The sequence below is a fragment of the Leadbetterella sp. DM7 genome (assembly GCF_040829825.2).
In the GTDB taxonomy this organism is placed as follows: Bacteria; Bacteroidota; Bacteroidia; order Cytophagales; family Spirosomataceae; genus Leadbetterella.
On record NZ_JBFOLH020000022.1, the window covers coordinates 41935 to 65926 of the forward strand.

Below are 23992 nucleotides of genomic sequence, written 5' to 3' on the forward strand. Positions count from 1 at the left end.
AGTAAATTAGTCCGCCATTAACACCCTGTACCCATGATCCGGAGAAATTTCCTGGGAGTCCTTGCCGGCGGCAGTCTCAGCCTGCAGCCGGGCCTTAAGCTCCTTTCTGATGATTACCTGAACGAGATCGCTTCACTTTCTGCCGGTGCACCTGCCGGGGAGCTGGCCACTGATGAAGATTACTGGGCGCAGATCGGGCAGGCCTATACCACCTCGCCCCAGATCATTAACCTGAATAACGGTGGTGTAAGCCCTTCGCCCCGGATTGTCCAGGATGCTGTGGAAAGATACGGCAAATATGCCAACGAGGCTCCCTCCTACTACATGTGGCGCATCATGGACCAGGGCAGGGAACCCCTGCGGGAGAACCTCGCTGCTTATGCCGGCTGCTCAGCAGAAGAAATTGCCATTAACCGGAACGCTACCGAGGCCCTGGATACCGTGATCATGGGCCTGCCGCTGGACAAAGGTGACGAGGTGGTCATGACCCGCTACGATTACCCCAATATGTTGCACGCGTGGCGCCAGAGAGAGCTCCGCGACGGGATAAAGATCCGGTACGCCGACCTGGACCTGCCCTCTGAAAATGAAGAGCAGATCGTGCAAAGCTTTATCGCCCGGATGACCCCTCGTACCCGCGTAGTGCATATCACGCATATCATTAACTGGAACGGCCAAATCCTGCCGGTACGAAAAATAGCCGAAGAAGCCCGTAAAAGAGGGGCTGAAGTGGTCATCGATGCGGCTCACTCGTTTGCTCACCTCGATTATAAAATACCCGATCTGGGTGGTGATTACCTGGGCACCAGCCTCCACAAATGGCTGTCGGCACCCATAGGCAGCGGCATGTTATGGATAAAACGGGAGAAGATCAGCAAGATCTTCCCGCTGATTCCCAATGACAATCCCCGCTCTGAGAATATCCGTAAATTCGAGAACCTCGGCACCCGGTCTTTTCCCATAGAGCAGGCCATCGGCGTGGCCCTGAAGTTCCAGGAAGCCATAGGCAACCAGCGGAAAGAAGCGCGGCTCCGCTACCTGAAAAATTATTGGGCCGAAGAGGCCGCCCGGCTTCCCAAAATCAGGCTGAACACTTCGCTGGATCCGCGGTACTCCTGTGCCCTGGCCCACCTGGGCGTAGAGGGCAAAGAGGCCGCTGAAGTAGAAAGCTTTCTTTTCTCCAGGTACAAGATACACACCTCCCCTATCAAATGGGAAGCGCTGAACGGCGTCAGGATCACCCCCCACGTATACACTACGCTAAAAGACCTGGACCGGCTGAAGGAGGCACTTTATCAGCTGGGACATGGGTGACCATTTCCCTGACGTCAGGAAAATGGTTTACGATCTCCTCCCCTACATTCTTACGGGCATCTTTAGCTTTCTGGATTACTTTTTCAAAGTTTTCCCACTTCGTATATCCCAAATCGAGGTAACAAAAAATCTCCCGCACCTGAACCGGCACGGGAGATCCTTATTGGTGTAAATTTCTTTTGCTTATTCTGCCGGCTTGATCATCTCCAGCACCTCTGCCGAGATCCCGGTCATAGAGAATCCGCCGTCGTGGTAAAGATTCTGCATGGTTACTTTACGGGTAAGGTCAGAGAAAAGGGTAACCACGTAATCGGCGCAGTCGTCAGCTGTGGCATTTCCCAAAGGCGCCATTTTTTCGGCAAATTCAAAGAAGTTGCCAAATCCGCCGATTCCACCACCGGCACGGGTTTTGGTGGGCGACTGCGAAACGGTATTTACCCTTACATTCTTCAGCTTGCCGTACCGGTATCCGTAGCTCCGGGCTATAGATTCGAGCATGGCTTTGGCATCGGCCATATCGCTGTAGAAAGAGAAAGTACGCTGTGCCGCCATGTAGGTCAGGGCTACAATAGAACCCCATTCATTGATGGCATCCTGCTTCTCAGCCACCTGCATAAATTTGTGAAAAGACATGGCCGAGATATCCACACTCTGCTTGTACCATTCATAATTCAGGTCGCCGTATTCCTTGCCTTTTCTTACGTTAGGCGACATCCCGATAGAATGCAGCACAAAGTCCAGCTTTCCGCCCAGTATCTCTACCGACTTGCTGAACAGGTTTTCAATGTCTTCCACGCTGGTGGCATCGGCCGGGATGATCTCCGCATTGCACTCTTCGGCCAGCTTATTGATCTCGCCCATCCGCATGGCTATAGGCGCATTGGTCAATGTAAATATCGCCCCTTCATCTTTAGCCCGCTGAGCTATCTTCCAGGCAATAGAATTTTCATCGATCGCCCCGGAGATTATTCCTCTTTTCCCTTTAAGTAGTCCGTAACCCATAGTGTATTATGTTAATCTTAATTCACAAAAGTATTATTTTTTTCGATAAGAACCTTATGTACGATAAGTCATTCCGAATCTTTTCAAAAAAGACTTTGCCCGCACCGTCTTTTACCGTAGTTTTGAAACCCGTTTTTTAAAAAATTCATGATCGTTTCACCTACTGAACCTTTTAAACTTGTTTTCAGCCTGTACCAGCATGAGTTCCTCGGGTATCTCCTCGAGCCTTACGTAGTAAAGCTCACCCTGAAAGGCGAATTTTCTTTCCAGTCACAAAATATCTCCGGAACCAACGTCAAAGATTTTAAAGCAGGGCTCACCCGCGACCAGGTCCGCCTGGTAGAGCTTACCTCCAAAATTCAGCAGGACATTGTTTTCAGGAAGTTCAACACCAACAAAAAGCTGAAAAGAGACGATTTTTTTAAAAAGATCTTTGATCCCGCCAAAGGGGATCCTGCCCTCCGCGAAGCCATTACCCTTTACATAGACAATTACCGGAAAGAAATTTACCGGAATATCCGGGGAGAGAATTTCTTCATCATGGGGAGCGACGGCATTCCTACCTGGAAAGAAGTGGAAATTGTGGAGGAACCCGCCAAGGTCTATTTTCATTTCAACCGCGAGGAAGAAAAAACCATTTACTACCCCATTATCAAATGCAACGGGGAAAAAGTAAAGTTCCAGTTTCGTAACGGGCTCATCATTAACGACATTCCCGCAGTTCTGCTGATCGATAACCTGATGTATATTTTCGAAGACCACGTAGACGGTAAAAAGCTGCGTCCGTTTCTTCAGAAATCCAACATCGAGATTCCCCGGAAAATCGAAGATACCTATTATAAGAAGTTCATTGTGCCCCTGATCGCTAACTTTAACGTATATGCCCAGGGGTTCGATATATCGTATGAGAAGGAAGAATTTATTACACGCCTCCAGGTTACCGAGGTAAAAGCTGCCGCCCGAACGGGCCTGTTCGGCACGGGGGAAGACGAGAACCCGCCGGCTGATGTCATCCTGGAGCTCATCTTTTCGTACGGAGACCACGATTTTAAATTTGACAATTTCAGCGATCCCGCCTACGTTTACCCGGAAAAAACGGCCGGTTCCTGGAAGTTCCACAAGATAAAAAGGAACCTCCCTGCTGAACGGGCGGTTATCTCTTTCCTCAAAAACGAAGGGCTCGACCTCCGTAACGGCCGTAGCATACTGCCTAAAAATTATGCCGTGGAATGGATCAGCGACCACCTCGAAAAGCTGGAAGCCTACCCCGTTATCGTTCAGCAGAGCGAGGGCAATTCAGCCACTTACTTCCTGGGCTACAGCCACGTGGATGTAAAGGTGGTAGAAAAAAACGACTGGTTTGATATTGAAGCGGAGGTGATCTTCGGGGAGTTCCGGATCCCGTTCAAGAAATTCAGGCATTATATTCTCAACAATATCAAAGAATTTGCGCTGCCTGACGGGCGGCTGGCGACCATCCCCGAAGCCTGGTTCAAAAAGTTTTCCGAGCTGTTTGAAAGCATGGACGAAGCAGACAGCGCAGATGCCCCCCGCCTCAGGAAACAGTTTATAGGGCTGGTCAACCTGCTGGCTCACGACGGCGTGGTCACCACCCAAATGAACCGCAAGCTCTCTGCCCTGTCTGATTTTGAGGAGATACAGGATGCCCCCCTTCCCCAAAAATTTGAAGGGGAGCTGCGCCCTTACCAGAAAGCAGGCTACAACTGGCTCCTTTTTCTAAAGGAGTACGGCCTGGGAGGCTGCCTTGCTGATGACATGGGACTGGGAAAAACGGTTACCACCCTGGCTTTCCTGCAAAAGATCAAGGAAGAAAAGCCGGGTGCCCCCAGCCTGCTGGTACTGCCCACTTCCCTGATTTACAACTGGCAGAAAGAGGCCGCCCGGTTTACACCTGACCTGCGGGTGATGGTTCATTACGGTACCCAGAGGAGCAAAGACACCCAGGTATTTGCGCTGTATGACCTGATCATCTGTTCGTACGGCGTGCTACGTTCCGATATCGATTTTATCCGTTACTTCCGTTTCAACTACGCCATACTGGATGAGTCGCAATCGATCAAGAATGCCGCTTCCGCCAACTTCAAGGCCGTTATGGACCTCAACACCCAAAACCGGCTTATTCTTACGGGTACCCCGCTTGAAAACAGCACCCTGGACCTCTGGAGCCAGATGAGCTTTATTAACCCGGGGCTCCTGGGCAGCTTTTCAGCGTTTAAAAAGAAGTACCAGAGCCCCATAGAAAAAGAAAAAGACGAAGCAAGCCTGAAGGTGCTCTCGGCCCGGATCCGGCCCTTTATGCTCCGCAGAAACAAGCGGCAGGTGGCCCAGGATCTCCCGGAGAAAATAGAGTCGGTGGTATACTGCCAGATGACCGAAGAGCAGGAAAAGCTTTACGATGAGACCCGCTCATACGTAAGAAACCAGATCATGGGAATGCAGGAAAACGGCACCCTGGGGAAATCGGGCATGCTGGTGCTGCAGGGGCTTTCCAAGCTTCGCCAGCTGGCCAACCACCCGGCCATGGTCTCAGCCGGTTACCGGGGCGAATCAGGCAAAGGAAACGATGTGATGCAGCGTATCCGCGAAGTAGTGCAGGAAGGATCAAAAACACTGGTCTTCAGTCAGTTTGTAAAGCACCTGGAATTTGTGGCCGAAGCCCTTCGCACCGAAGGTATCCCGTTCCTGTACCTCGACGGCTCCACGAAGAACCGGATGGAGCTGGTAGACCGCTTTCAGCAGCAGGATTCGGAGCAGGTTTTCCTGATCTCCCTCAAAGCCGGCGGAGTAGGGCTTAACCTGACCGCTGCCGAAAACGTATTTATACTGGATCCCTGGTGGAACCCCGCCATTGAAGCACAGGCCGTAGACCGGGCCCACCGCATAGGGCAAACCAAAACGGTGTTCAGCTATAAGTTTATCACCCAGAATACTATTGAAGAGAAGATTGTGGAGCTGCAAAACACCAAGAAGCAGCTTTTTGATGAGCTCATTATAGAAGAAGAAGGTTTCTTCAAGTCGTTAACCACCGAAGACATACTAAGCCTTATAGAATAAAAAAAACCGGGACACGCCCGGTTTTTCTATATTCTGCTAAAATTCATCAGGAAGTCATTTCTTCTGTCTGGAAAATATCCACAGAAGCCTGGTGAATTACCTTCTTCAGTCCTTCATAAGCACCGGTAATAATACTGATCGGGATAATAATCGGCGCAAATACTATCCATTGACAGGTCATAAACAAATTGAATTTTTTCATAATTGGTAAGGGTAGCTTTATAAGGTATTTTAATCCCTGATGATCAAAACACAAGTGAAGTTAAAAAGAATTTTTGATAAATACAACAGCTTTATCTAATTTTTTTTATATTTTTTAACTCCATAGTTCTACCCTGCCCTTACGAAAAGCCCCAACAGGTCTTACAACCGCCTCAGGCAGATGACGCCGGGATTAGAACTTCCAGCGTACAAATGCCTCCATGGCCTCGTATTCGGCAAGCCCCAGCTTATTGTACAGCCCGGCAGTAGCCCGGTTACGGTCTTCTGCCCGCTGCCAGAACTCGCGCGCGTCGGTTCCCTGGAACACCACACCGTCTTTTTGCGACTGGTGCTTGAAAATCCCGAGGCGTTTCTGCATAACCTGGTCAGGGCTCATAGGCACGGCCATTTCAATTTCATGGATCTCCCATTCTGCCCAGGCACCGCGGTACAGCCACAGCCAGCAGTCTTTCATGAAGTTTTTATGCTTGATCTGGTCAATGGCTTCAAAAATAGCATCCAGGCAAACCTTATGGGTTCCGTGCGGGTCGGCCAGGTCGCCTGCCGCATAAATCTGGTGAGGCTTCACCTCTTCGATCAGGTTTTTAATAACCGCAATATCTTCTTTACCCAGCGGAGCCTTCTGCACTTTGCCGGTCTCATAGAAAGGCATATTCAGGAAGTGCGCATGCGCAGTAGGAATGCCCACAAAGCGGCAGGTAGCCTTGGCCTCTCCCCTGCGGATAATTCCTTTTACGTGCCTTACCGCTTCCGAATCCACTTCGCTTCCTTTCTTATTTTTAATAGAGAGCTTGGCATCTTCGAAGATTTTTTCGGCCTTCTCGTTATTGATCCCGAAATTGCGGTTATAGTCTACCACAAAATCAATGAATCTCAGCGCCTCATCATCTGACACGGCAATGTTACCCGAGGTCTGGTACGCCACATGCACTTCATGGCCCTGGTCTACCAGGCGCTGGAATGTACCCCCCATTGAGATGATGTCGTCATCCGGATGCGGGCTGAAGATAATGACACGCTTTCTTTCCGGCAGTGCCCGCTCAGGACGGTTGGTATCGTCGGCGTTGGGTTTTCCGCCCGGCCACCCGGTAATGGAGTGCTGCAGGTTATTGAACACATCGATGTTGATGTCATACGCCTGCCCGTAACCGGCCAGGAGCTCTGACAGTCCGTTATCGTTATAATCTTTATTGGTCAGCTTCAGGATAGGCTTACCCAGTTCAAGCGCCAGGCTGCATACGGCTTTCTTGATCATCTGGTTATCCCATACCACATCTTCTACCAGCCACGGCGTTTTGATCCGTTTCAGCTCGGAGGCCGCCGCCGGGTCTACTACAAACAGGGCGTTGCTGTGTGTCTGCAGGTAGGAAGCAGGATTCTGCTCGGTTACTGTACCTTCTACCGCACGGGCAATAACCTCGGCCTTGCGCTCTCCCCAGGCCAGCAGCACGACCCGTTTGGCCTGTAAAATTTTAGAAACACCCATGGTAATGGCTTTCTTGGGTACCTTGGTCAGGTCTCCGCCGAAATCGCCGGTAGCCGCTGCGCGGGTAGAGTGGTCCAGCATCATCAGGCGGGTCTTGGAGTTGATCAGCGAGCCCGGCTCGTTAAAGCCGATATGCCCGTTGCCACCTATGCCCAGCAGCTGGAAGTCGAGGCCGCCCAGTGCGTCTATCTTTGCCTCGTAGCCGGCACAAAACTCAGCAATAGACTGCTGCGGAAGCGTACCGAGGGGAATAAAATAATTTTCTTTCGGGATATCCACAAGGTCAAACAGCTGCTCGCGCATAAAACGCCAGTAACTCTGAATCGCATCCGGCTCCATCGGGTAATACTCATCCAGGTTAAACGAGATTACATTCTTAAAGCTTAAGCCTTCTTCCCTGTGCATGCGCACAAGCTCTGCGTATACGGTTTTGGGGGAAGACCCCGTGGCCAGACCCAGTATACAGTTTTTACCTTCTTTCTGCTTCCTCCGGATAAGGTCGGCAATTTCCTGCGCTACAGATTTTGAGGCTTCTTTCGGATCTGCAAAAATACGGGTTGGAATTTTCTCGTACGCAATCGGTTCTTTAACGGTTGAATCACCCATGGTGTTAAAATAATTTGATGTTAGGAGTACAACTACCTGTTTAATTTATACGGCTAAATTTAGAAGAGTTTTTTTATTAAAAAAAATTATTAATTCTATAAATTCTTAAAAACCATGTTAATTTAATCATTCCCGACTCTCCGCCTGCTGCTTCACAGCGCCAATATAGTTAAATTAAAATCTGGATTAATTATAAATAATTTTTTAAATCTGTTTTTTGCCGTGTATATTTGCAGGGTTTAATCTTCAGGCGTTGACATTATCAGAGCTTTACAGTACTTCAAAGGGCCGGGCCTTCCAATGTGACCTGACCAACTCTATTATTCTGAACTTCAAAGATTATACCTGGAAATTCTCTGTCAATGATTTTCTTCTTTTCCGGAAGCACATTCACGCGGTAGACCTGAAAGAGCTCCTGTTCAATCTTTCTGACGAGTGCGATTTTGTTTCGCTTCATCATGCCCGCCTGGCTTCTGCTGTTACGCTTACCCTCTGTGACCTCATCCAGCTTCGCGAGCTGGTAGACGGTACCCGCTTTTCACTGGAGCTGGTTTCCCTGATTCACGAGGTGCTGGGCGATTACACCGTGGTATAACCGCTTGCAACTGTGCCTTTTCTGCTGTCTCCCCTGCCGGGGGGTCCGCCCTGATTTGATTTGTTTTAAATTTAGATTCAATACAAATAGCTGTAAATCAGCGCACAAGGGAATTTTTATCTCCCGGATCTTCGTTAACTTTGTAAACAAATAAATCAAGAAGATCAAATGAAGAATTTATTAAGAGACAAGACCTCATTAAAAGAAGATATAGAAATTGCACTGAATGCCCAGGCCAAAATGGAAGCGGAAGCCTCCAGCAAATACCTGGCCATGGCTTCGTGGCTGGAGCGAAACGGCTTTGAACGTTCTGCCGAATACCTGTACAGGCAGGCGGAGGAAGAACGTGAACATTTCCTGAAAATTTTCAGGTACATCAACGAGGTAGGCGGAAATGCCGTTACCCCGGTGGTGGGTGAGGTTCAGCTGGAATACCCGGATCTCAGGAGTGTTTTTGAGGTAGCCCTTCAAAGCGAGATTGCCGTTACCAACTCCATCAACCGCCTGGTAGGCCAATGCCGGGCCAATCATGACTACGCCACCGAAGATTTCCTGATGTGGTACGTGAAAGAGCAGCGTGAAGAAGAGAAAAATGCCCGGAGAGCCCTGGAGCTTTTTGAGCTGATTGATGTAAACAGCGCCACCGGCCGGTTCGTTCTTGACAAGGAAATTGCGAAGATCGGGGGACACGAGTAAAACTTTTTTGGGCAGTTATAAAGCGATGGGGGGCATTTATGCCCCCTTTTTTAACCACATAGGCACATAAGACCTGTTTAGTAAGAACTTATATGTCTATGTACCTATGTGGTTATAAAAAATTCATCCCAACCCCCATAATTTTTCAAAAACATTTCTACATTTGCACCATGAAATTATCAATCGGCATAGCGGCTAACTGGTGGCGTTCTTCTCTCTGAGGGTTGAACATCATTCGCTATGGGATTTTAAGATACTATAAGGCTTGCTGTTCAACTACGGCAGGCCTTTTTTAATAGCCGTCAGCTATCAGCCCAAAACGGTTGATAAGCTGATGGCTGAAAGCTTTTTTACTATGAAATTCAAAATTACTACCCGAACCAAGCGCCTCCTGGCCGACACCCTTACGCCTGTAAGCATTTTCCTGCGTATCCGGGAGCAGTACCCGCTGTCGGTGATCCTTGAAAGTGCCGATTACCACGCCATGCACAACAGCTTCAGCTACATTGCATGTGACCCCGTAGCCTCTATTACCATTGACAGGGGGCAGGTAAAGGAGGTCTACCCCGGCGGCCCGGAAAACATCTACCCGCTGGCCGATAAGAAAGATGCCGTGCAGGCGTTGCAGGCGTTTTCTTCGCGTTTTGAGCATCATAGCCAGAACCCCGGCTTTATCTCCAACGGGCTTTTCGGCCATATCACGTACGACGCCGTCCAGTATTTTGAAGACATTACCCTCCAGGAGAAAGCGCCGGAAAACGACATTCCCGATATTCAATACCGCGTTTACCGGTACGTGATTGCTGTCAATCATTTCAAAAATGAGCTTCACCTCTTTGAACATACCTACACACGCGAAGGCGAAGAGCCCGCACCCGTGCGGGATGGCCTGGAGACGCTGGAATTTTTTGTTAAAAACCCCAAGCGCAGCACTTCCGTATTTAAAATTACCGGTGAAGAAGAAACCAATATTCCTGACGACAAAATGCGGGAAATCATCCGGCAATGCATCCGGCACTGCCTGCGCGGCGATGTGTTCCAGATTGTACCGTCACGGAGATTCAGCCGTACTTTCTCGGGCGATGATTTCAACGTATACCGTGCTCTCAGAAGCATCAACCCCTCGCCTTACCTGTTCTATTTTGACGGCGGAGATTACCATATCTTCGGATCAAGCCCGGAAAAACAGATCTTTATTCATGACGGCACCGCTGAGATCCACCCCATTGCCGGAACTTTCCGCAGAACGGGCGACGACCAGCACGACAGCCAGCTGGCGCTTGACCTTCATGCCGACCCGAAAGAATCGGCAGAACACGTAATGCTGGTAGACCTGGCCCGCAATGACCTTTCCCGCAATGCAGAGCAGGTACATGTGGAGATCTTCAAGGAAGTACAGTTCTACAGCCACGTGATTCACCTGGTTTCGAAAGTTACCGCCCGTATGAATGCCGATGTCAACCCGCTGCAGCTGGTAGCTGACACCTTCCCCGCAGGTACGCTGTCGGGCTCGCCGAAGCATAACGCCATGACCCTCATTAACCGGGCAGAGCCCAATCACCGCGGTATTTACGGCGGAGCCATCGGATTTATGGATTTTAACGGTAACTTTAACCACGCCATTGCCATCCGTACGTTTTTAAGTAAAAACAATACCCTGTTTTTCCAGGCCGGCATGGGCGTGGTTGCCAAATCAGACGTGGAAACCGAAATGAACGAAATACACCTGAAGCTGGGTGCTTTGCGCAAGGCCATTGAAATGGCGGAAGAAATTTAATCAGCTGTGAGCTATCAGAAGTTAGATATTTAGATATTGTTTACAATTAAATAAATAGTCGTTATTCGGCTGAAGGCTGACAGCTGAGAGCTGTAGGCTAAAAGTTAAAAGCTAAAAAAATGAAAATACTGGTAGTAGACAATTATGACTCCTTCGTATATAACCTGGTGTATATCCTGAAGCAGCTGGGGGCAGAAACAGACGTCTTCCGGAACGATAAGATCGCCCTGGAAGAGGTAAAAAAATACGACAAGATCCTGCTTTCACCGGGGCCGGGGATCCCGGAAGAAGCAGGAATCATGATGGACCTGCTCAATGAATACAAGGAAACCAAGAGCATTCTCGGCGTGTGCCTGGGCCACCAGGCCATTGGCGAGGCTTTCGGCGCAAAGCTTGAAAATATGGGCGAGGTGCTGCACGGGGTCACTACCCCCTGTATCGTGAAAGACCGCAATGAGCTGCTTTTCCGGGATATTCCCGAACAGTTTAACGTTTGCCGGTACCACTCCTGGACGGTCCTGCCCGAAACCTTCCCCGACGGCTTACAGGTAACGGCCGTTGACGATAAAGGCAACGTTATGGCTGAGGCACATACCCGCTACGACGTACGCGGAGTCCAGTTTCACCCGGAAGCCTACCTTACCGAGCACGGGGTGAAGATGATGGAGAACTGGATGCAGAACTAAACCTTTCCCGGTGAATGTTAGGATTTCTCAATAAAAAACCCCGGGCTGTCAGGCCGCAGAACGAAGACGTTTTCCGCAAAGGGTTTGCCGGGCATATCCCTGAAGACGCGGTAGACTACGTTATGGCCCTCTGGCGCGAACACCCGTTCAATTTTACCGTGGCCGGGTCCCGCAAGACCTGCCTGGGGAATTATATGTACAAAAACGGCCGGCATTTTATTTCGGTGAACGGCGACTCCAATCCTTACAGTTTCCTGATCACCCTGATTCACGAGATCGCCCACCAGCGGGTACGGGTCGGCCAGAAGCTATTCCACCGGGCACCGGCCCCTCACGGGCAGGAATGGAAATTCCATTTCAAAACCCTGATGGCCCCCCTCCTGAGCGCCCGCATCTTCCCGGAAGATATCCTGCAGGTGCTTGTTCCGCACATGCAGAACCCTGCCGCCTCTTCTACCAAAGACCCGGCACTGGTACGGGCCCTTTCCTTTTATTCGCCTGAAAAAGTAGTGAAAGGCATCTATCTTTCAGAGGTACCTGACGGAAAAGTATTTAACTTTAACGGCCGGCAGTTCAAAAGAATTCAGCCCCGGCGGACCAGAATACTGGTAGAATGCGTTAATACCCGAAAGCGCTACACCATTCCCGGCGTAGCCCGGGTGGAGCTTTAAGATGAGATCTTAATGAGTATAAAACCAGTTCCGAGCAGTACGTTCCGAGTACCCCATTGTCAGTTGTCCATCGTCAATTGTCCATTGTCAATTGTCCATTGTCAATTACAAAAAGGTATTTCGTACGGGTTACAGGGCATCTTATACCTTCTCTTATCTTTCGCCACAGCCTTTGCTCAGCCCTCTCCTCTTGCCCGGGGCGAGTGGATAAAAGTATCGGTCAGCCGCTCAGGGGTTTACAAGCTGGATAAGGCTTTTTTTGAGAAATATGCCCCTGCCTTTGCCAAAGCAGATCCCGACAAAATCCGGGTATACGGAGGGCATCCCGGTCCCCTGCCCCAGCTTAATTCGGCAGAGAGAGTTACAGGGCTGCAGGAGATCCCGGTTTTCCTTAACGACAAAAACAACCAATGGGATACCGGAGATTATATGGCCTTTTATGGCCGTGACCCGCATACGGTAACCTATGCTGACGGCCGGTTCTCGCATGAGATCAATCCTTACAGCAACTCCAATGACTATTTCATTACCATCGGCAGCAGCCCTTCTCTCAAAATAAGCCGGCAGGAGGCAGACACCGGGTCACCCGTCAGGGATAACCTGCCTTTTTACGGGTACGAAGAAAAAGAGCTGAAGAACCTGCTCAACTCCGGGCGGCTCTGGCTGGGCGATATGTTTCGCTCTTCCTATAGTTTTTCACCGGCGCAGGAAGATTTCGTTTCTGATTATACCCTCAGCTTTGAGCTGTACCCGATGGGCATCAGCCGCCAGTTTGTACGGATCACCGCGGGGAACCTCTCCCGGCAGGACACCCTGAACGGCGCCCCTCATAACCCGAACGACAACCAGGCCCGTTATTTCCGGGTATCCAATGCCTATCCTTTTGAACTAAAACCGGAAGCCCCCCCGGCCCGCGTGGAATTGCAGCTCAGCGCCGAAAGTGTGGGCAACGTAGGAGTTTACTTTAACTACTGGTCTGCCAGCTACAACCGCCGCCTGCGTTTTTACGCAGGCCGCCAGGTATTGTACCAAACCGTACCTGAAACGTCGGCTTACCGCTGCCGGCTGGCAGGCGATGCGGCATCGGCCCGCGTGTGGCAGGTAAATCAGGGCAACACCGTAAAAGAATTATCCCTCACGCAGGAAGGCGTTTTTTCACCGGATAATACACTGAGCGACCTGGTGGTTTTTGACCCGGCCACCCTGCCCTACCCCGGTTTCCGGGAGGCCGTGAGCCCGCAGAACCTGCGAAACGGCATTGTGCCCGAGCTGCTGGTGGTATTCCCGGAGAAATTCAGGACCGAAGCAGAGCAGCTGATCCGGTTCAAGAAAGAAAACGAAGACCTGGAAGTGGCCGGGTGTTCTGCTACCGAGATCTACAACGAATTCAGCTCGGGGAAAACCGATCCTACGGCCATCCGCGACTACTGCCGGTACCTCTACGAGCTGGCGCCGGGCAAATTCCGCTACCTGCTCATCCTGGGCGACGCTTCTTTCGACTACAAAAACAACAATACCGCCGACTATGCAGATGTAGATCTGCTGATTCCCACCTATGAATCGCGCGAGTCGCTGGAGCCGGTTTACAGCTTTGCTTCTGACGATTACTTCGCCTTTCTCGATCCGCACGAAGGCTTGTGGCCCGAGGGGGAGAGTGTCAACAACCAGTGGATCAGCACTACGTCTGACGACCATATCATGGACATTGCCGTAGGAAGAATACCCGCCCGGACCCTCTCCGAGCTGCACAACTACATTGCCAAATATATCGTTTACCGGCAAGCTGTGGAGCACGTGAGCTGGAATAACCGCCTGGCTTTTGTGGCTGACAACCGCGACTATAACCTGCATCAACGCGACGCCGAAGAGCTGGAAGCCACAGCCCTCCAGGCCTTTCCCGGCTTTATGAACGAGAAGCTCTACCTCGATGACTTCCCCGTACAAAACGGAACGGTACCTGAAGCCAACCGGCGGCTGCACGAGCTGGTCAATAACGGATCTTACCTCATTACCTATATCGGGCACGGTGCCGAAGACGGCCTCACCAGTGAAAAGCTGCTCACCCTGAGCGACATCATGACCTTCCGCAATGCCGGCCGGCTCCCGATCTGGTTTACGGCCACCTGCCAGTTCGGGAAATTCGACAACCCGGGAGTCGTTTCAGGTGCCGAATTAATGCTCTTACGGCCGCAAACCGGTGCCATAGCCCTGCTGACCACCACGCGGCCCGTGTATTCCAGCACCAACCAGCTGGTCAACCAGGCATTCTTCAGCCATATTACCGGGGCCGGAACACTGGGGGAGCTGTTCAGGATCACCAAAAACCAGTCGGTGCAAGGCGAGATCAACCGCAACTTTTCGTTGCTGGGCGACCCCTCGCTGCCCTTGCCGCGGTGGAGCACACCGGCATCGTTTTCACTGGCGGCCGATACCCTTACTGCTTACCGCAAAGTACGTTTCTCCGGCCGGTCTGAAACCGTTCAGAACGGAACAGCCCTGGTTTCGGTCATCGATAAGCCGGGGGTTAAAAAAACATTGGGCGGCTTTGCCGACAGCCCGCCGTTTGAATATACGCTCAGGTCAGAAGTAATTTTCAGCGGCCGGTTCCCGGTACACAACTACGTCTATGAAGGGGAGATCCTGCTGCCGAATGACCAGCTGCCCGGTTCCGGAAACGGCCGGATCGTGATCCGCTGCCTGTCGGCCGACAGCACCCTGCAGGAGTTCTCCGGGGTAGCGCCGGTGCCCCTGCGTACGGGAAGCCTCCCGGAACCGCACAACCTCACTCCGCCTGACCTGGTGGCAGAGATCACCCCGGACCTGGTGCTGAAATGGACCCTCCGCGACGAAGACGGGATCAATGTCTCCCGCCGGGACTCCGTAAACCGCCTCTCCCTGCTCATCAACGGGCAGCCCGTGCCTGATCCGCTTCTTTACTTTACCCCGCAGGCGGGAGCCACAGAAGGCGAGATCAGCTACTACGTGGGCAACCTGGAAAACGGCAGGCACCAGAGCACATTAATTGCATCAGACATCTACAATAATATATCCCGGAAAACGTTTGAATTTCAAATAGAACGTCCGGAGCTAAAAGTACTCGGGCTAACGGCTTATCCGAACCCTGTGACAGACTACCTGCGGTTAAGCGTAAAGCACAACCGGCCGGGCGATGATCTGAACGCAACCCTGATTATAAGCGATGCCCTGGGCCGGGTATTGCGAACGGAAGAGTTCAGCTGCAGCCACTGTGAAGAAGAAATAGGACTGGAAGCAGACTTTCACGGAAGCTCCCCGGCATTCCCGAAGGCCTTTTACCGGCTGATCATACGATCAGAAAATCATTCTGCGCAGGCAGGCGGAACCTTGTTTTTTTGGAAATAAATCTCTTACTTTGGGGGCTCGATTTTAAAAAAATCAGGCAACTGATATTTTCGTGAAAAATTCCTTTATGAAAAAAAATTATTGGTTAAGTATTCTCCTGTTACTGACTCCGGGACTTATTAACGCACAAAGTTCTACCAAGAACTATTCTATAATCTATACGGCAGTGCCTTTTATGGCTATTTCACCGGACTCCCGGGCTGCAGCAATGGGCGATGCCGGTGCGGCATCTACCTTTGATGCCAACGCCATGTACTGGAACCCCGGTAAGCTGGCCTTCTCTGATTCCCGGTTCGGCGGCTCTTTTTCTTATACGCCATGGCTGAGACAAATTGTAAATGATATGGGGCTGATCAATGCCTCAGGGTTCTATAAGATTTCTGACAAGCAAACCGTAGGGGCCAGCATCAATTTCTTTAACCAGGGAGAAATACAGTTTACCGACTGGAACGGTTTCGAGATAGACCGTTTTGTCAGTAATGAATTTTCTATTTCAGGAGGAATTGCCCAAAAGCTCAGCTCTGATTACTCGCTTGGACTGAACATTAAATATATTCATTCTAACCTGGTGGGCAACCTGGCCATACCGGGCACCAGCGTTACGGCCAAACCGGGCCAGACCGCGGCCATGGACCTGGGGTTTTACTACAACAAGACCCGTCCTACCGACAATGACCCGCGGAGCTTCAAAAAATTTGATGTAGATTACGGTGTTGTTCTTCAGAACATCGGCGGTAAAATCAATTACGGGTTCGGGGAATACTTCATCCCGGCCAACTTCAAAGTAGGTACCCAGCTGTCTTTCCGCCCGGACCTCTCTAACCGCTTCTCTTTCCTGGTAGATTTCAACAAGCTGCTGGTGCCTTCCGATAAGGAGGACGTGAACGTATCGGAAATGAGCACCATGAAAGCCATATTCAGCTCTTTCAGCGATGCTCCCGGAGGCTTTTCGGAAGAGCTGGCTGAGATCATGGCCTCTATAGGCTTCGAATATACGTACCAGGAGCTGATTGCTTTGAGAGCGGGGTATTTCCATGAATCGCAGCAAAAAGCGGGCCGGCAATACCTGACCGCCGGTGTGGGTCTGACCCTCAAAGAAAGGATCAAGCTGGACCTGGCCTATCTTATTCCTACCAAAACGGGTAGTCCGCTGGCCAACTCCTGGCGGGTGACGCTCCGGCTCCAGGTACCTCACAAATCGGGGAAGACCGATACCGTAGGCGACAACATTGACCAGTAAATGTCCTTAACGCTCCTCAGCAGAGGGGCCCGAGATAAAAAAGAAATAACAAAGCCCGGTCTTACGGGCTTTTTATCGTTTAATACCATGGATTTTTTTGAACTTGATCTTAGTGTGGATGCCGAATTTGCCGAAATCCTGCTGGCCGAGCTGGCCGAAATAGGCTTTGATTCTTTCCTTGAAAAAGAAGACGGCCTCCTGGCGTACATCAGCGAAGAGCACTTTGAAGACAGGCCTTTCAAAGTACTGATGGAAAATTATGCCGCACGAATCCCCTTATCTTACGGCTTAAAGAAGGTTAAAAAGCAAAACTGGAACAAAGAATGGGAGGAGAACTTCCACCCTATTGAGGTAGCCGGACAGGTGTATATCCGGGCTACCTTTCATGAACCTGCCCCCGCTGATTTCAGGCACGAGATCATTATTGTACCGAAAATGTCGTTCGGAACCGGGCACCATGAAACCACTGCGCAGATGATTGAGCTTCAGCTGGAGATCGACCACCGGGGCAAATCGGTGCTGGACGTGGGGACCGGAACGGGCATCCTGGCCGTTATGGCCCATAAGCTCGGAGCCGCCCGTATCCATTCTTTTGATATTGACGAATGGTCAGTAGAAAACGGCCGTGAAAATTATGCCCTGAACGAAGCCCCTCACATCACCATTGAGCAGGGCACCATACAAAGCCAGCAACCGGCCGTATACGATGTGGTGCTGGCCAACATAAACCGGAACATCCTCCTGGACGAAATCCCCCTGTACGCCGCTTTTACAGGAGAATACCTGCTGGTAAGCGGTTTCTATGAGCAGGATATTCCTGATATCCGGACCGTGGCCGAAGCCGCGGGCTTTAAAAAAGTGAAGCAGATAAGTAAGAACAATTGGGCGGCGGTCGTTTTTAGGAAATAGCCAGGAGCAGTGAGCTATGAGAGATTGACTGGGCCTCAAAAGGGGTACCTAGGGGCGGCCATCTGCTCAGCAGTCTGCCGTGAGGCTCATAGCTCATAGCTCAAGGCTCATAGCTTAAATTGTATAACATGAGAAAACTGATCGGGCTTATTCCTTTCCTAATGCTTTTTACATCGTTGAGGGCGCAGGTGCTGACGCTGCCTTCAGATCCTGAAAAGTTCCTGGAAGAATATACCCGGCAAATCGAGAAGTATGCAGGAGCCACGGCGGCAGCGGCCAACGGGCAGTTTTCAGAACTCTACCGTACTTCACTGGATCCGGCGGGGAGAAAAGAAGCCATTGTCCTGATCCGGTTCCTGTCTGAAAAAGGCCTTCGGCCGGCAGAAGTGGTGCGGTGTACGGAGGTCCTCTCTTTGTACCGGCAAAACCAGGAGGCCTCTCCTTCCGGAATGGAGAATTTCCTGCGCCTCCTGAAAAAATCTTTCGAACCTTACCCGGCCCGGTCCATTAACGAAGCCCTGCTACAGATGGGCAATTTTTTTACCGGGGGCGCCCTGTATACTTCTGACTTCAACCGGATCAGGACCGGTACCCGGAAAATAAACCTTACTTTTTTTGACCGCAGGCAGGATTACTTCTCCGGCACGGCGGCAGTGCCGCAGGATAGCAAATCCGATACCGATATCGGTTGGGATGAAAGTGCCGAAGAGCCGGTTCCGGCAGCTACGAAAGAATCGCTGCGCAAAAACCTCCCGGATGTGCAGGGCCTGTTTTTTGTTTTTGAAGCTACCGATCTCACCCTGGTAAGCCCGTCAGACTCGCTGGTGATCACGGGAACAAAGGGCGGCTATAATTTCATGGAAGCGGTTTTTGTGGGCGAAGGGGGCCGAATCGGTTGGAATGTAGCCGGCAAGCCGGTAAGCGCGCAGGTAGATAAATACGCCATAAAGGCAGCAAGTGGCCGGCTGCAGGCCGAAAACGTGAGTCTTACCCACGAAGGCCTGCTGCGCGAACCCGTAAAAGGCCTGCTGGAAATAAAGCTCGAAAAAAGGGGCTCAGGGGAGGCATCCACTTATCCGCGCTTTAAGTCGTACCGCAATGACGCCGCCTACGCGCTTAATCTCACCGATTATGACCTTTCAGGCGGGTATACCGTGGTGGGACAGAAAGTAACTACCACTTCGCTTTACGACCGGTATTCGCGGCTGCAGGTGAACAAATCGAGCCAGACCAGCCGGTTTGAGGTGATCGGGCACTCACTAACGCTTACCGATACGCTCATTTCATCTGACAGGGTGAGCTTTGTGGCCCGCCTGGGCAAAGATTCGGTTTCACACCCGGCTATCCGGTTTGAATACCAGATCCCGCAACAGCACGTGCAGCTGAACAAGGTGCCCAAAGGCGGTTTCCGGAACAGCATGTTCTCCGATACGTTCCACCAGGTAGATATCCGCTGTGACGCCATGTCGTGGGATCTGACCAGCGGTAAAATGGATTTCTATATTGTAGCCGGGAAGCAGGAAGTGGCTGCCGAATTCGAGTCTTTTGATTACTTCAACAGCAGCCGGCTCAGCAGCCTGAGCGATGCCGCCGGGTTTAACCCGCTGATGGCTGCCGCTACTATTATCGGCCGGAAAAAGAAAAACAGGCTTACCGTAGACGAAATGATCCAGTTCACCCGGAAAGAACGGCACATCGCCGCTAACGGGATGCTGATAGGAACCGAAATGGGCTTTTTTGATTACCATCCGTTCGAAGACGAATACAGCATCAGCCGGAAGGGGCTCCATTATTACTTTGTGGCTACCGGTAAAAAAGACTATGACGACCTGGTTTTTTCTTCCCTCAACCGGAGCGGAGAGAGCCGTCGTAACGCCACCATTGACTTTAATTCCAAGTCGCTGAACATTACCGGTGCCCAGGATTTCCGGCTGAGCGACAGCCTGGGGATCCAGCTCCTGCCTGATCAGCAGAGCATGGAGGTGATCGGCAACAAGGTATTCAGGTTCAACGGGAAAATCGTGGTGAAAAACTTCACTTTTTACGGGGAATTTGTATTGGAATACGAGAAATTCCTGGTGAATCTGAACCGAATAGACTCCATTACATTTATTCCGCTTGATATTTATAAAAAAGGCGGCAAGCTGCAGCTGGCGGGGAATTTCCGGTTCGGTAAAAGCGGGAAGCTCTACCTGAACAGCCCCGATAACAAATCGGGGAGAAAGAAGCTGCCCGAGTACCCCAAGCTGGACATCCCGGGAGGGGTGACCGTTTATTTCAACGAGAAAGGGCGGCACCATACGTTTTCCGACCAGGTCAGCTTTACGGCAGCCAGCCTTTCGCTCGACAGCCTGAATACGCGTAACCCTGTCATTCCCGGCTTATTTACTACGGCCAATATCTTTAAGCCCATTAAAGATAACCTGGTGGTATTACCCGACTCCTCCATGGGAATGGTGCATATGCCCGCCGGGCCTTACCCTGTTTACGGATCGCAAACCGCCTTTAACGCAGCCTCGCCCATTGTGCTGAACAAGCGGGGCCTCAGCTCCTCCGGTGAGCTGCATCATCTGGCGGCAGTGCTGAATGCCGATCGCATCAGCTTCTCGGAAGACCGCAGCAAAGCCAGTGGAAGTACCGGCCGCATCGCCGAAAAGCAGGCAGGGAATGCCTATTTCCCCCAGGTCAATATCTCAGGGTACACCATGGAGTGGGAGCCCGCCAAAGACAGCATGGCGGTGTATTCTGAAAAAGGATTTGAATTTTATAACGGCAGCTCCTTCCTGAAAGGCAGCATTGTGATGCGCAGCACCGGGCTGTTTGGGAACGGTCAGCTGACCCGCACCGATTCAGACATTGCTTCGGCCAGCTTCAAATTTGACAAAAACGGTTTCCTGGCTGAAAAAGCAGAGATCAAAGTGAAAGCCGATGAAGGCGATAAGCTGGCCTTCTCCGGCCGGAACGTGGATATTGATTTTAATGTGCAGCAGGAGCAGGTACGGATTTCCTCCCAGAATACCGGCTTTAATGCCACGGGCAGCGCCTTCCTCGAATTCCCTTCTTCTGCTTACAAAACCACCATTGACAAAGCATTATGGAGCATCAGGGATAAGGTCATCACCATGGAAGGCCACCTTGAAAACTCGGTATTCACCTCTACCGCGCCCCACCAGTACGGACTGCGGTTTAACGGTACAGGAGCCCGGTACGACATTAAATCGAAAAACCTCAGCATAAGCGGCGTAGAGGAGATCCGTTCAGCAGATGCCGCCATCAGTCCGGCAGGTGGAAAAGTTTTTGTCAGGAACGACGGGCGGCTGGATGCCTTCACCAACGCCACCATTGTGGCCGATACCATTAACCGTTACCATACACTGACCAATGCCAGCGTTACCGTTAACTCGAAATTATCGTATAGCGGCAATGCAGACTACCGGTATGTCAATATCAGCTCGGATACCTTTAACATTAAGCTGGGCGGGTTTGAATTTGCGGAGGTCACCCCGGACGGGCGCATCCTGGACTCCAAAGGCTCCGGGAAGCTCTCCACCATAGCCCGGACCTCCATTGCCGAAAAAGACCAGGTATACCTGGCCAAAAAAATGCTGTACGTGGGTGAAATGACCATGCTGGCGCCTTTTAAAAACCTGTCGCTCCGCGGGCAGGTTCTGCCTGACCTGAAAAAATATCCCATGATCGGCGGCTCCTGGATCAACTATGCCGGCAGCAAATCGGAAAACGTGACGATCCAGATAGACGAGAGCCTGAAAGACGGCGGGAAGCCCCTCTACGTAGGTCTTCACCTCAAATACGGCGCCAACACCGACGGCATCTACCCGTCATTCCTGTCTATGAAAAGCTCGGCAGACGACTACGACATCTTCCTGGCACGCGGTACATTCGGACGGGATGAAGCCCACCAGCGATTCTATGTGAAACCCCAGAATGAATCGGATAATGCTGCGGAGTTTTACGATGACCAGGGCATCATGGTGCTTTCGGGCCGGTTTAACCTGCTGGGCGTGCCCACCAAGGTATTTGAAACCGTAGGAAAAGCCACCGTCAACCTCGACTCCATGAAATACCTGTTGGAGACCACGATGCTCTTTGATTTCCCGATCCCGATACCAACGGTTCAGAAAATGGGGCAAAATATCGTAAAAACCAACCTGGACGCCGGGAACAGCAATGCGGCCATTGAACTAGACGACGAAGGTTTTGTGGAAAGGCTCAGCCGCATCATCGGTACGCAGGATACTGAAAAATACAAAACCAACAGCCAGAAAGGGCATATTCCCCTGTTTAAGGAATCTGCCAGGTTCCTGAAGTCGCTGGTACTCTCCAAAGCTGACCTTCGCTGGAATGCCACAGCCAACGCCTATTACAGCACAGGACCCATAGGCATCTCCAATATAGGTGACGTAGACATCAATGCCCTGGTGAACGGCTATGTGGAGATTGTGCAGTCACACAGCACGGGTAACGAGCTCCACATCTATCTCGACCTCTCACCCGGTAACTGGTACTATTTTGTGTACCGGAACGGGCAGCTGGGCATGGTATCTTCTGATGAGGAAGTGAACCGGATGGTCAATACCGGTGGCGGGAAGGAAAAGGGCGTGGGCTTTGTAGATATCAACGAGGCCACCCGTTTCAGGAAACGTTTCCTCACCAGTTACCGCGGCATGTCGGAAGAAGAATACAACCAACAGGTAAAATCACCGCCCAAAGCCACCAAAAAGGCGAAGAAAGAAGAGGGAGAAGGGTTTTAGTAAGTCAATGGTTATATTCATGTGAAATCATTATCTTTATGACCTGATACCTTATTAGCTCCCATGAACCGGAACACAAAAATCTTCTTTTGGTCCCTCTCAGCCGCTTTGGGCGGTTTTCTTTTCGGGTTTGATACAGCCGTTATCTCCGGCGTGGAAAAGCACCTGCAATCTCTCTGGAACCTTTCTGCCGTAGAGCACGGGTTTACCGTTTCTATTGCCCTGATCGGTACGGTGGTAGGCGCTTTGGTGGGGGGCATACCCGCTGATACCCTGGGCCGCAAGAAAACCCTGCTGATCATTGCCGTGATCTACCTGCTGGCTTCTTTGGGCACGGCGCTGGCCAACACCTGGGGGTTCTTTCTCATCTTTCGTTTCCTGGGGGGTGTGGGAGTAGGGGTGTCGTCTATTGTAGCGCCTTTGTACATTACGGAAATATCACCGGCCAGCAAGCGCGGGCGCCTGGTGGCAATGTTCCAGTTCAATATTGTGTTCGGTATACTTATCGCGTATCTTTCCAATTACCTGCTGAGCGGTATTGATCCGGATGTTTCCTGGAGGTGGATGCTGGGCGTACAGGCTTTCCCCTCTGCCCTTTTCATCATCACGGCACTGGTTATCCCGGAAAGTCCGCGTTGGCTTATTCTTAAAAAGAACGACCTGGAGGGCGCCCGGCAAACCCTGGAGATCATTGATCCCGATGAGGCGGAAAAGACTATTTCAGCCGTTTTAAACGCATCACAAACTAATAAATCGGCAGGTTTCGCCACTGTTTTCAGTAAAGCCTACCGCAAACCGCTTATCCTGGCTTTCCTTTTCGCATTTTTTAACCAGGTTTCGGGTATTAATGCCATCATTTATTATGCACCGAGAATTTTTGAGCTGGCGGGGCTTGGAAAAGAATCTGCCCTGCTTTCTTCCGCCGGCATCGGCCTGGTCAACCTGCTTTCTACTTTTATAGGGCTGGCACTGATTGACAAATACGGAAGAAAGACGCTGATGATTGCGGGTTCTGTGGGACTGATCGTTGCGCTGGCACTGGTTACCCGGGCGTTTTATATCCACCAGGCGGGCATGCTGGTGCCCATCTACCTGTTTATATTCATTGCCTTCTTCGCGTTTTCCCAGGGAGCGGTGATCTGGGTGTTTATAGCCGAAATTTTCCCCAATGAGGTTCGGGCCTACGGTCAGACCGTGGGCAGCTCTACCCACTGGATCATGGCGGCGCTGATATCCTTCTCTTTCCCTATGATCACGGAGATGTTCGGTGGTGCCGCTGCTTTCGGTTTCTTTACTGTCATGATGATCTGCCAGCTTATTTTTGCCTGGAAGTTTATGCCGGAAACCCGGGGGAGGGCATTGGAGGATATGGATAGGGTGATTATTTCGCATTGACCATATTAGTCACGGAGGTTGTTGAACCATACAGGCATTAAACGTAGAGAACTATGTATCTATGTGGTTAAAAAAAGATCCCCGTGGTTATAACCAAAAAAGCCTGTCAACTTCCGCTGACAGGCTCATTAATAAATATCCGGCATCTACCTACTCTCCCAGGTT

The 23992-nt window shown here is 51.0% G+C and carries 15 protein-coding genes; 12 read left to right on the forward strand and 3 right to left on the reverse strand.

Annotation, left to right across the window (positions count from 1 at the left end; genetic code table 11):
- Positions 1–33 precede the first annotated feature (33 nt).
- Complete coding sequence (locus AB2U10_RS18115; RefSeq protein ID WP_367916408.1) at positions 34–1314, forward strand: aminotransferase class V-fold PLP-dependent enzyme; 1281 nt, start codon at positions 34–36, stop codon at positions 1312–1314.
- Between the two features lie 183 nt (positions 1315–1497).
- Here AB2U10_RS18115 and AB2U10_RS18120 read toward each other — a convergent pair whose 3' ends face one another.
- Positions 1498–2316, reverse strand: coding sequence for an enoyl-ACP reductase FabI (locus AB2U10_RS18120; RefSeq protein ID WP_367916409.1), 819 nt, complete (start codon positions 2314–2316; stop codon positions 1498–1500).
- A gap of 147 nt (positions 2317–2463) precedes the next feature.
- On the opposite strand from AB2U10_RS18120, the gene AB2U10_RS18125 reads away from it, so the two are divergent.
- Positions 2464–5391: a DEAD/DEAH box helicase gene (locus tag AB2U10_RS18125; RefSeq protein WP_367916410.1), complete on the forward strand. Its 2928-nt coding sequence runs from the start codon at positions 2464–2466 to the stop codon at positions 5389–5391.
- 46 nt (positions 5392–5437) lie between these two features.
- On the opposite strand, the gene AB2U10_RS18130 is transcribed toward AB2U10_RS18125, so the two are convergent.
- Complete coding sequence (locus AB2U10_RS18130) at positions 5438–5593, reverse strand: hypothetical protein (RefSeq protein ID WP_367916411.1); 156 nt, start codon at positions 5591–5593, stop codon at positions 5438–5440.
- 192 nt (positions 5594–5785) lie between these two features.
- Positions 5786–7705 (reverse strand): glucosamine-6-phosphate deaminase, encoded by a 1920-nt coding sequence (nagB, locus tag AB2U10_RS18135; RefSeq protein WP_367916412.1) that lies wholly within the window; start codon positions 7703–7705, stop codon positions 5786–5788.
- A gap of 253 nt (positions 7706–7958) precedes the next feature.
- On the opposite strand from nagB, the gene AB2U10_RS18140 reads away from it, so the two are divergent.
- The 10 genes from AB2U10_RS18140 to AB2U10_RS18185 all read left to right on the forward strand — a co-directional run bounded on the left by AB2U10_RS18140 (position 7959) and on the right by AB2U10_RS18185 (position 23827).
- Positions 7959–8300 (forward strand): hypothetical protein, encoded by a 342-nt coding sequence (locus AB2U10_RS18140; protein WP_367916413.1) that lies wholly within the window; start codon positions 7959–7961, stop codon positions 8298–8300.
- A gap of 168 nt (positions 8301–8468) precedes the next feature.
- Positions 8469–8996 carry a ferritin gene (locus AB2U10_RS18145; protein ID WP_367916414.1) on the forward strand — a complete coding sequence of 176 codons (528 nt, stop codon included), beginning with the start codon at positions 8469–8471 and terminating at the stop codon, positions 8994–8996.
- A 355-nt stretch (positions 8997–9351) separates the two neighbouring features.
- Entirely contained in the window at positions 9352–10773 is a 1422-nt protein-coding gene (locus AB2U10_RS18150) for an anthranilate synthase component I family protein (RefSeq protein WP_367916415.1), read from the forward strand.
- A 119-nt stretch (positions 10774–10892) separates the two neighbouring features.
- Complete coding sequence (locus tag AB2U10_RS18155) at positions 10893–11459, forward strand: anthranilate synthase component II (protein WP_367916416.1); 567 nt, start codon at positions 10893–10895, stop codon at positions 11457–11459.
- Positions 11460–11473: 14 nt separating this feature from the next.
- Positions 11474–12130 (forward strand): transcription elongation protein SprT, encoded by a 657-nt coding sequence (locus tag AB2U10_RS18160; protein ID WP_367916417.1) that lies wholly within the window; start codon positions 11474–11476, stop codon positions 12128–12130.
- Between the two features lie 84 nt (positions 12131–12214).
- Positions 12215–15511 (forward strand): type IX secretion system sortase PorU, encoded by a 3297-nt coding sequence (porU, locus tag AB2U10_RS18165; protein ID WP_367916418.1) that lies wholly within the window; start codon positions 12215–12217, stop codon positions 15509–15511.
- A 67-nt stretch (positions 15512–15578) separates the two neighbouring features.
- Positions 15579–16751: a type IX secretion system outer membrane channel protein PorV gene (porV, locus tag AB2U10_RS18170; protein ID WP_367916419.1), complete on the forward strand. Its 1173-nt coding sequence runs from the start codon at positions 15579–15581 to the stop codon at positions 16749–16751.
- Between the two features lie 87 nt (positions 16752–16838).
- Positions 16839–17660 (forward strand): 50S ribosomal protein L11 methyltransferase, encoded by an 822-nt coding sequence (gene prmA, locus AB2U10_RS18175; protein WP_367916420.1) that lies wholly within the window; start codon positions 16839–16841, stop codon positions 17658–17660.
- 128 nt (positions 17661–17788) lie between these two features.
- Positions 17789–22432, forward strand: a complete 4644-nt coding sequence (locus tag AB2U10_RS18180; protein WP_367916421.1) for a hypothetical protein — start codon at positions 17789–17791, stop codon at positions 22430–22432.
- 63 nt (positions 22433–22495) lie between these two features.
- Complete coding sequence (locus AB2U10_RS18185; RefSeq protein WP_367916422.1) at positions 22496–23827, forward strand: sugar porter family MFS transporter; 1332 nt, start codon at positions 22496–22498, stop codon at positions 23825–23827.
- The last annotated feature ends 165 nt before the right edge of the window (positions 23828–23992 follow it).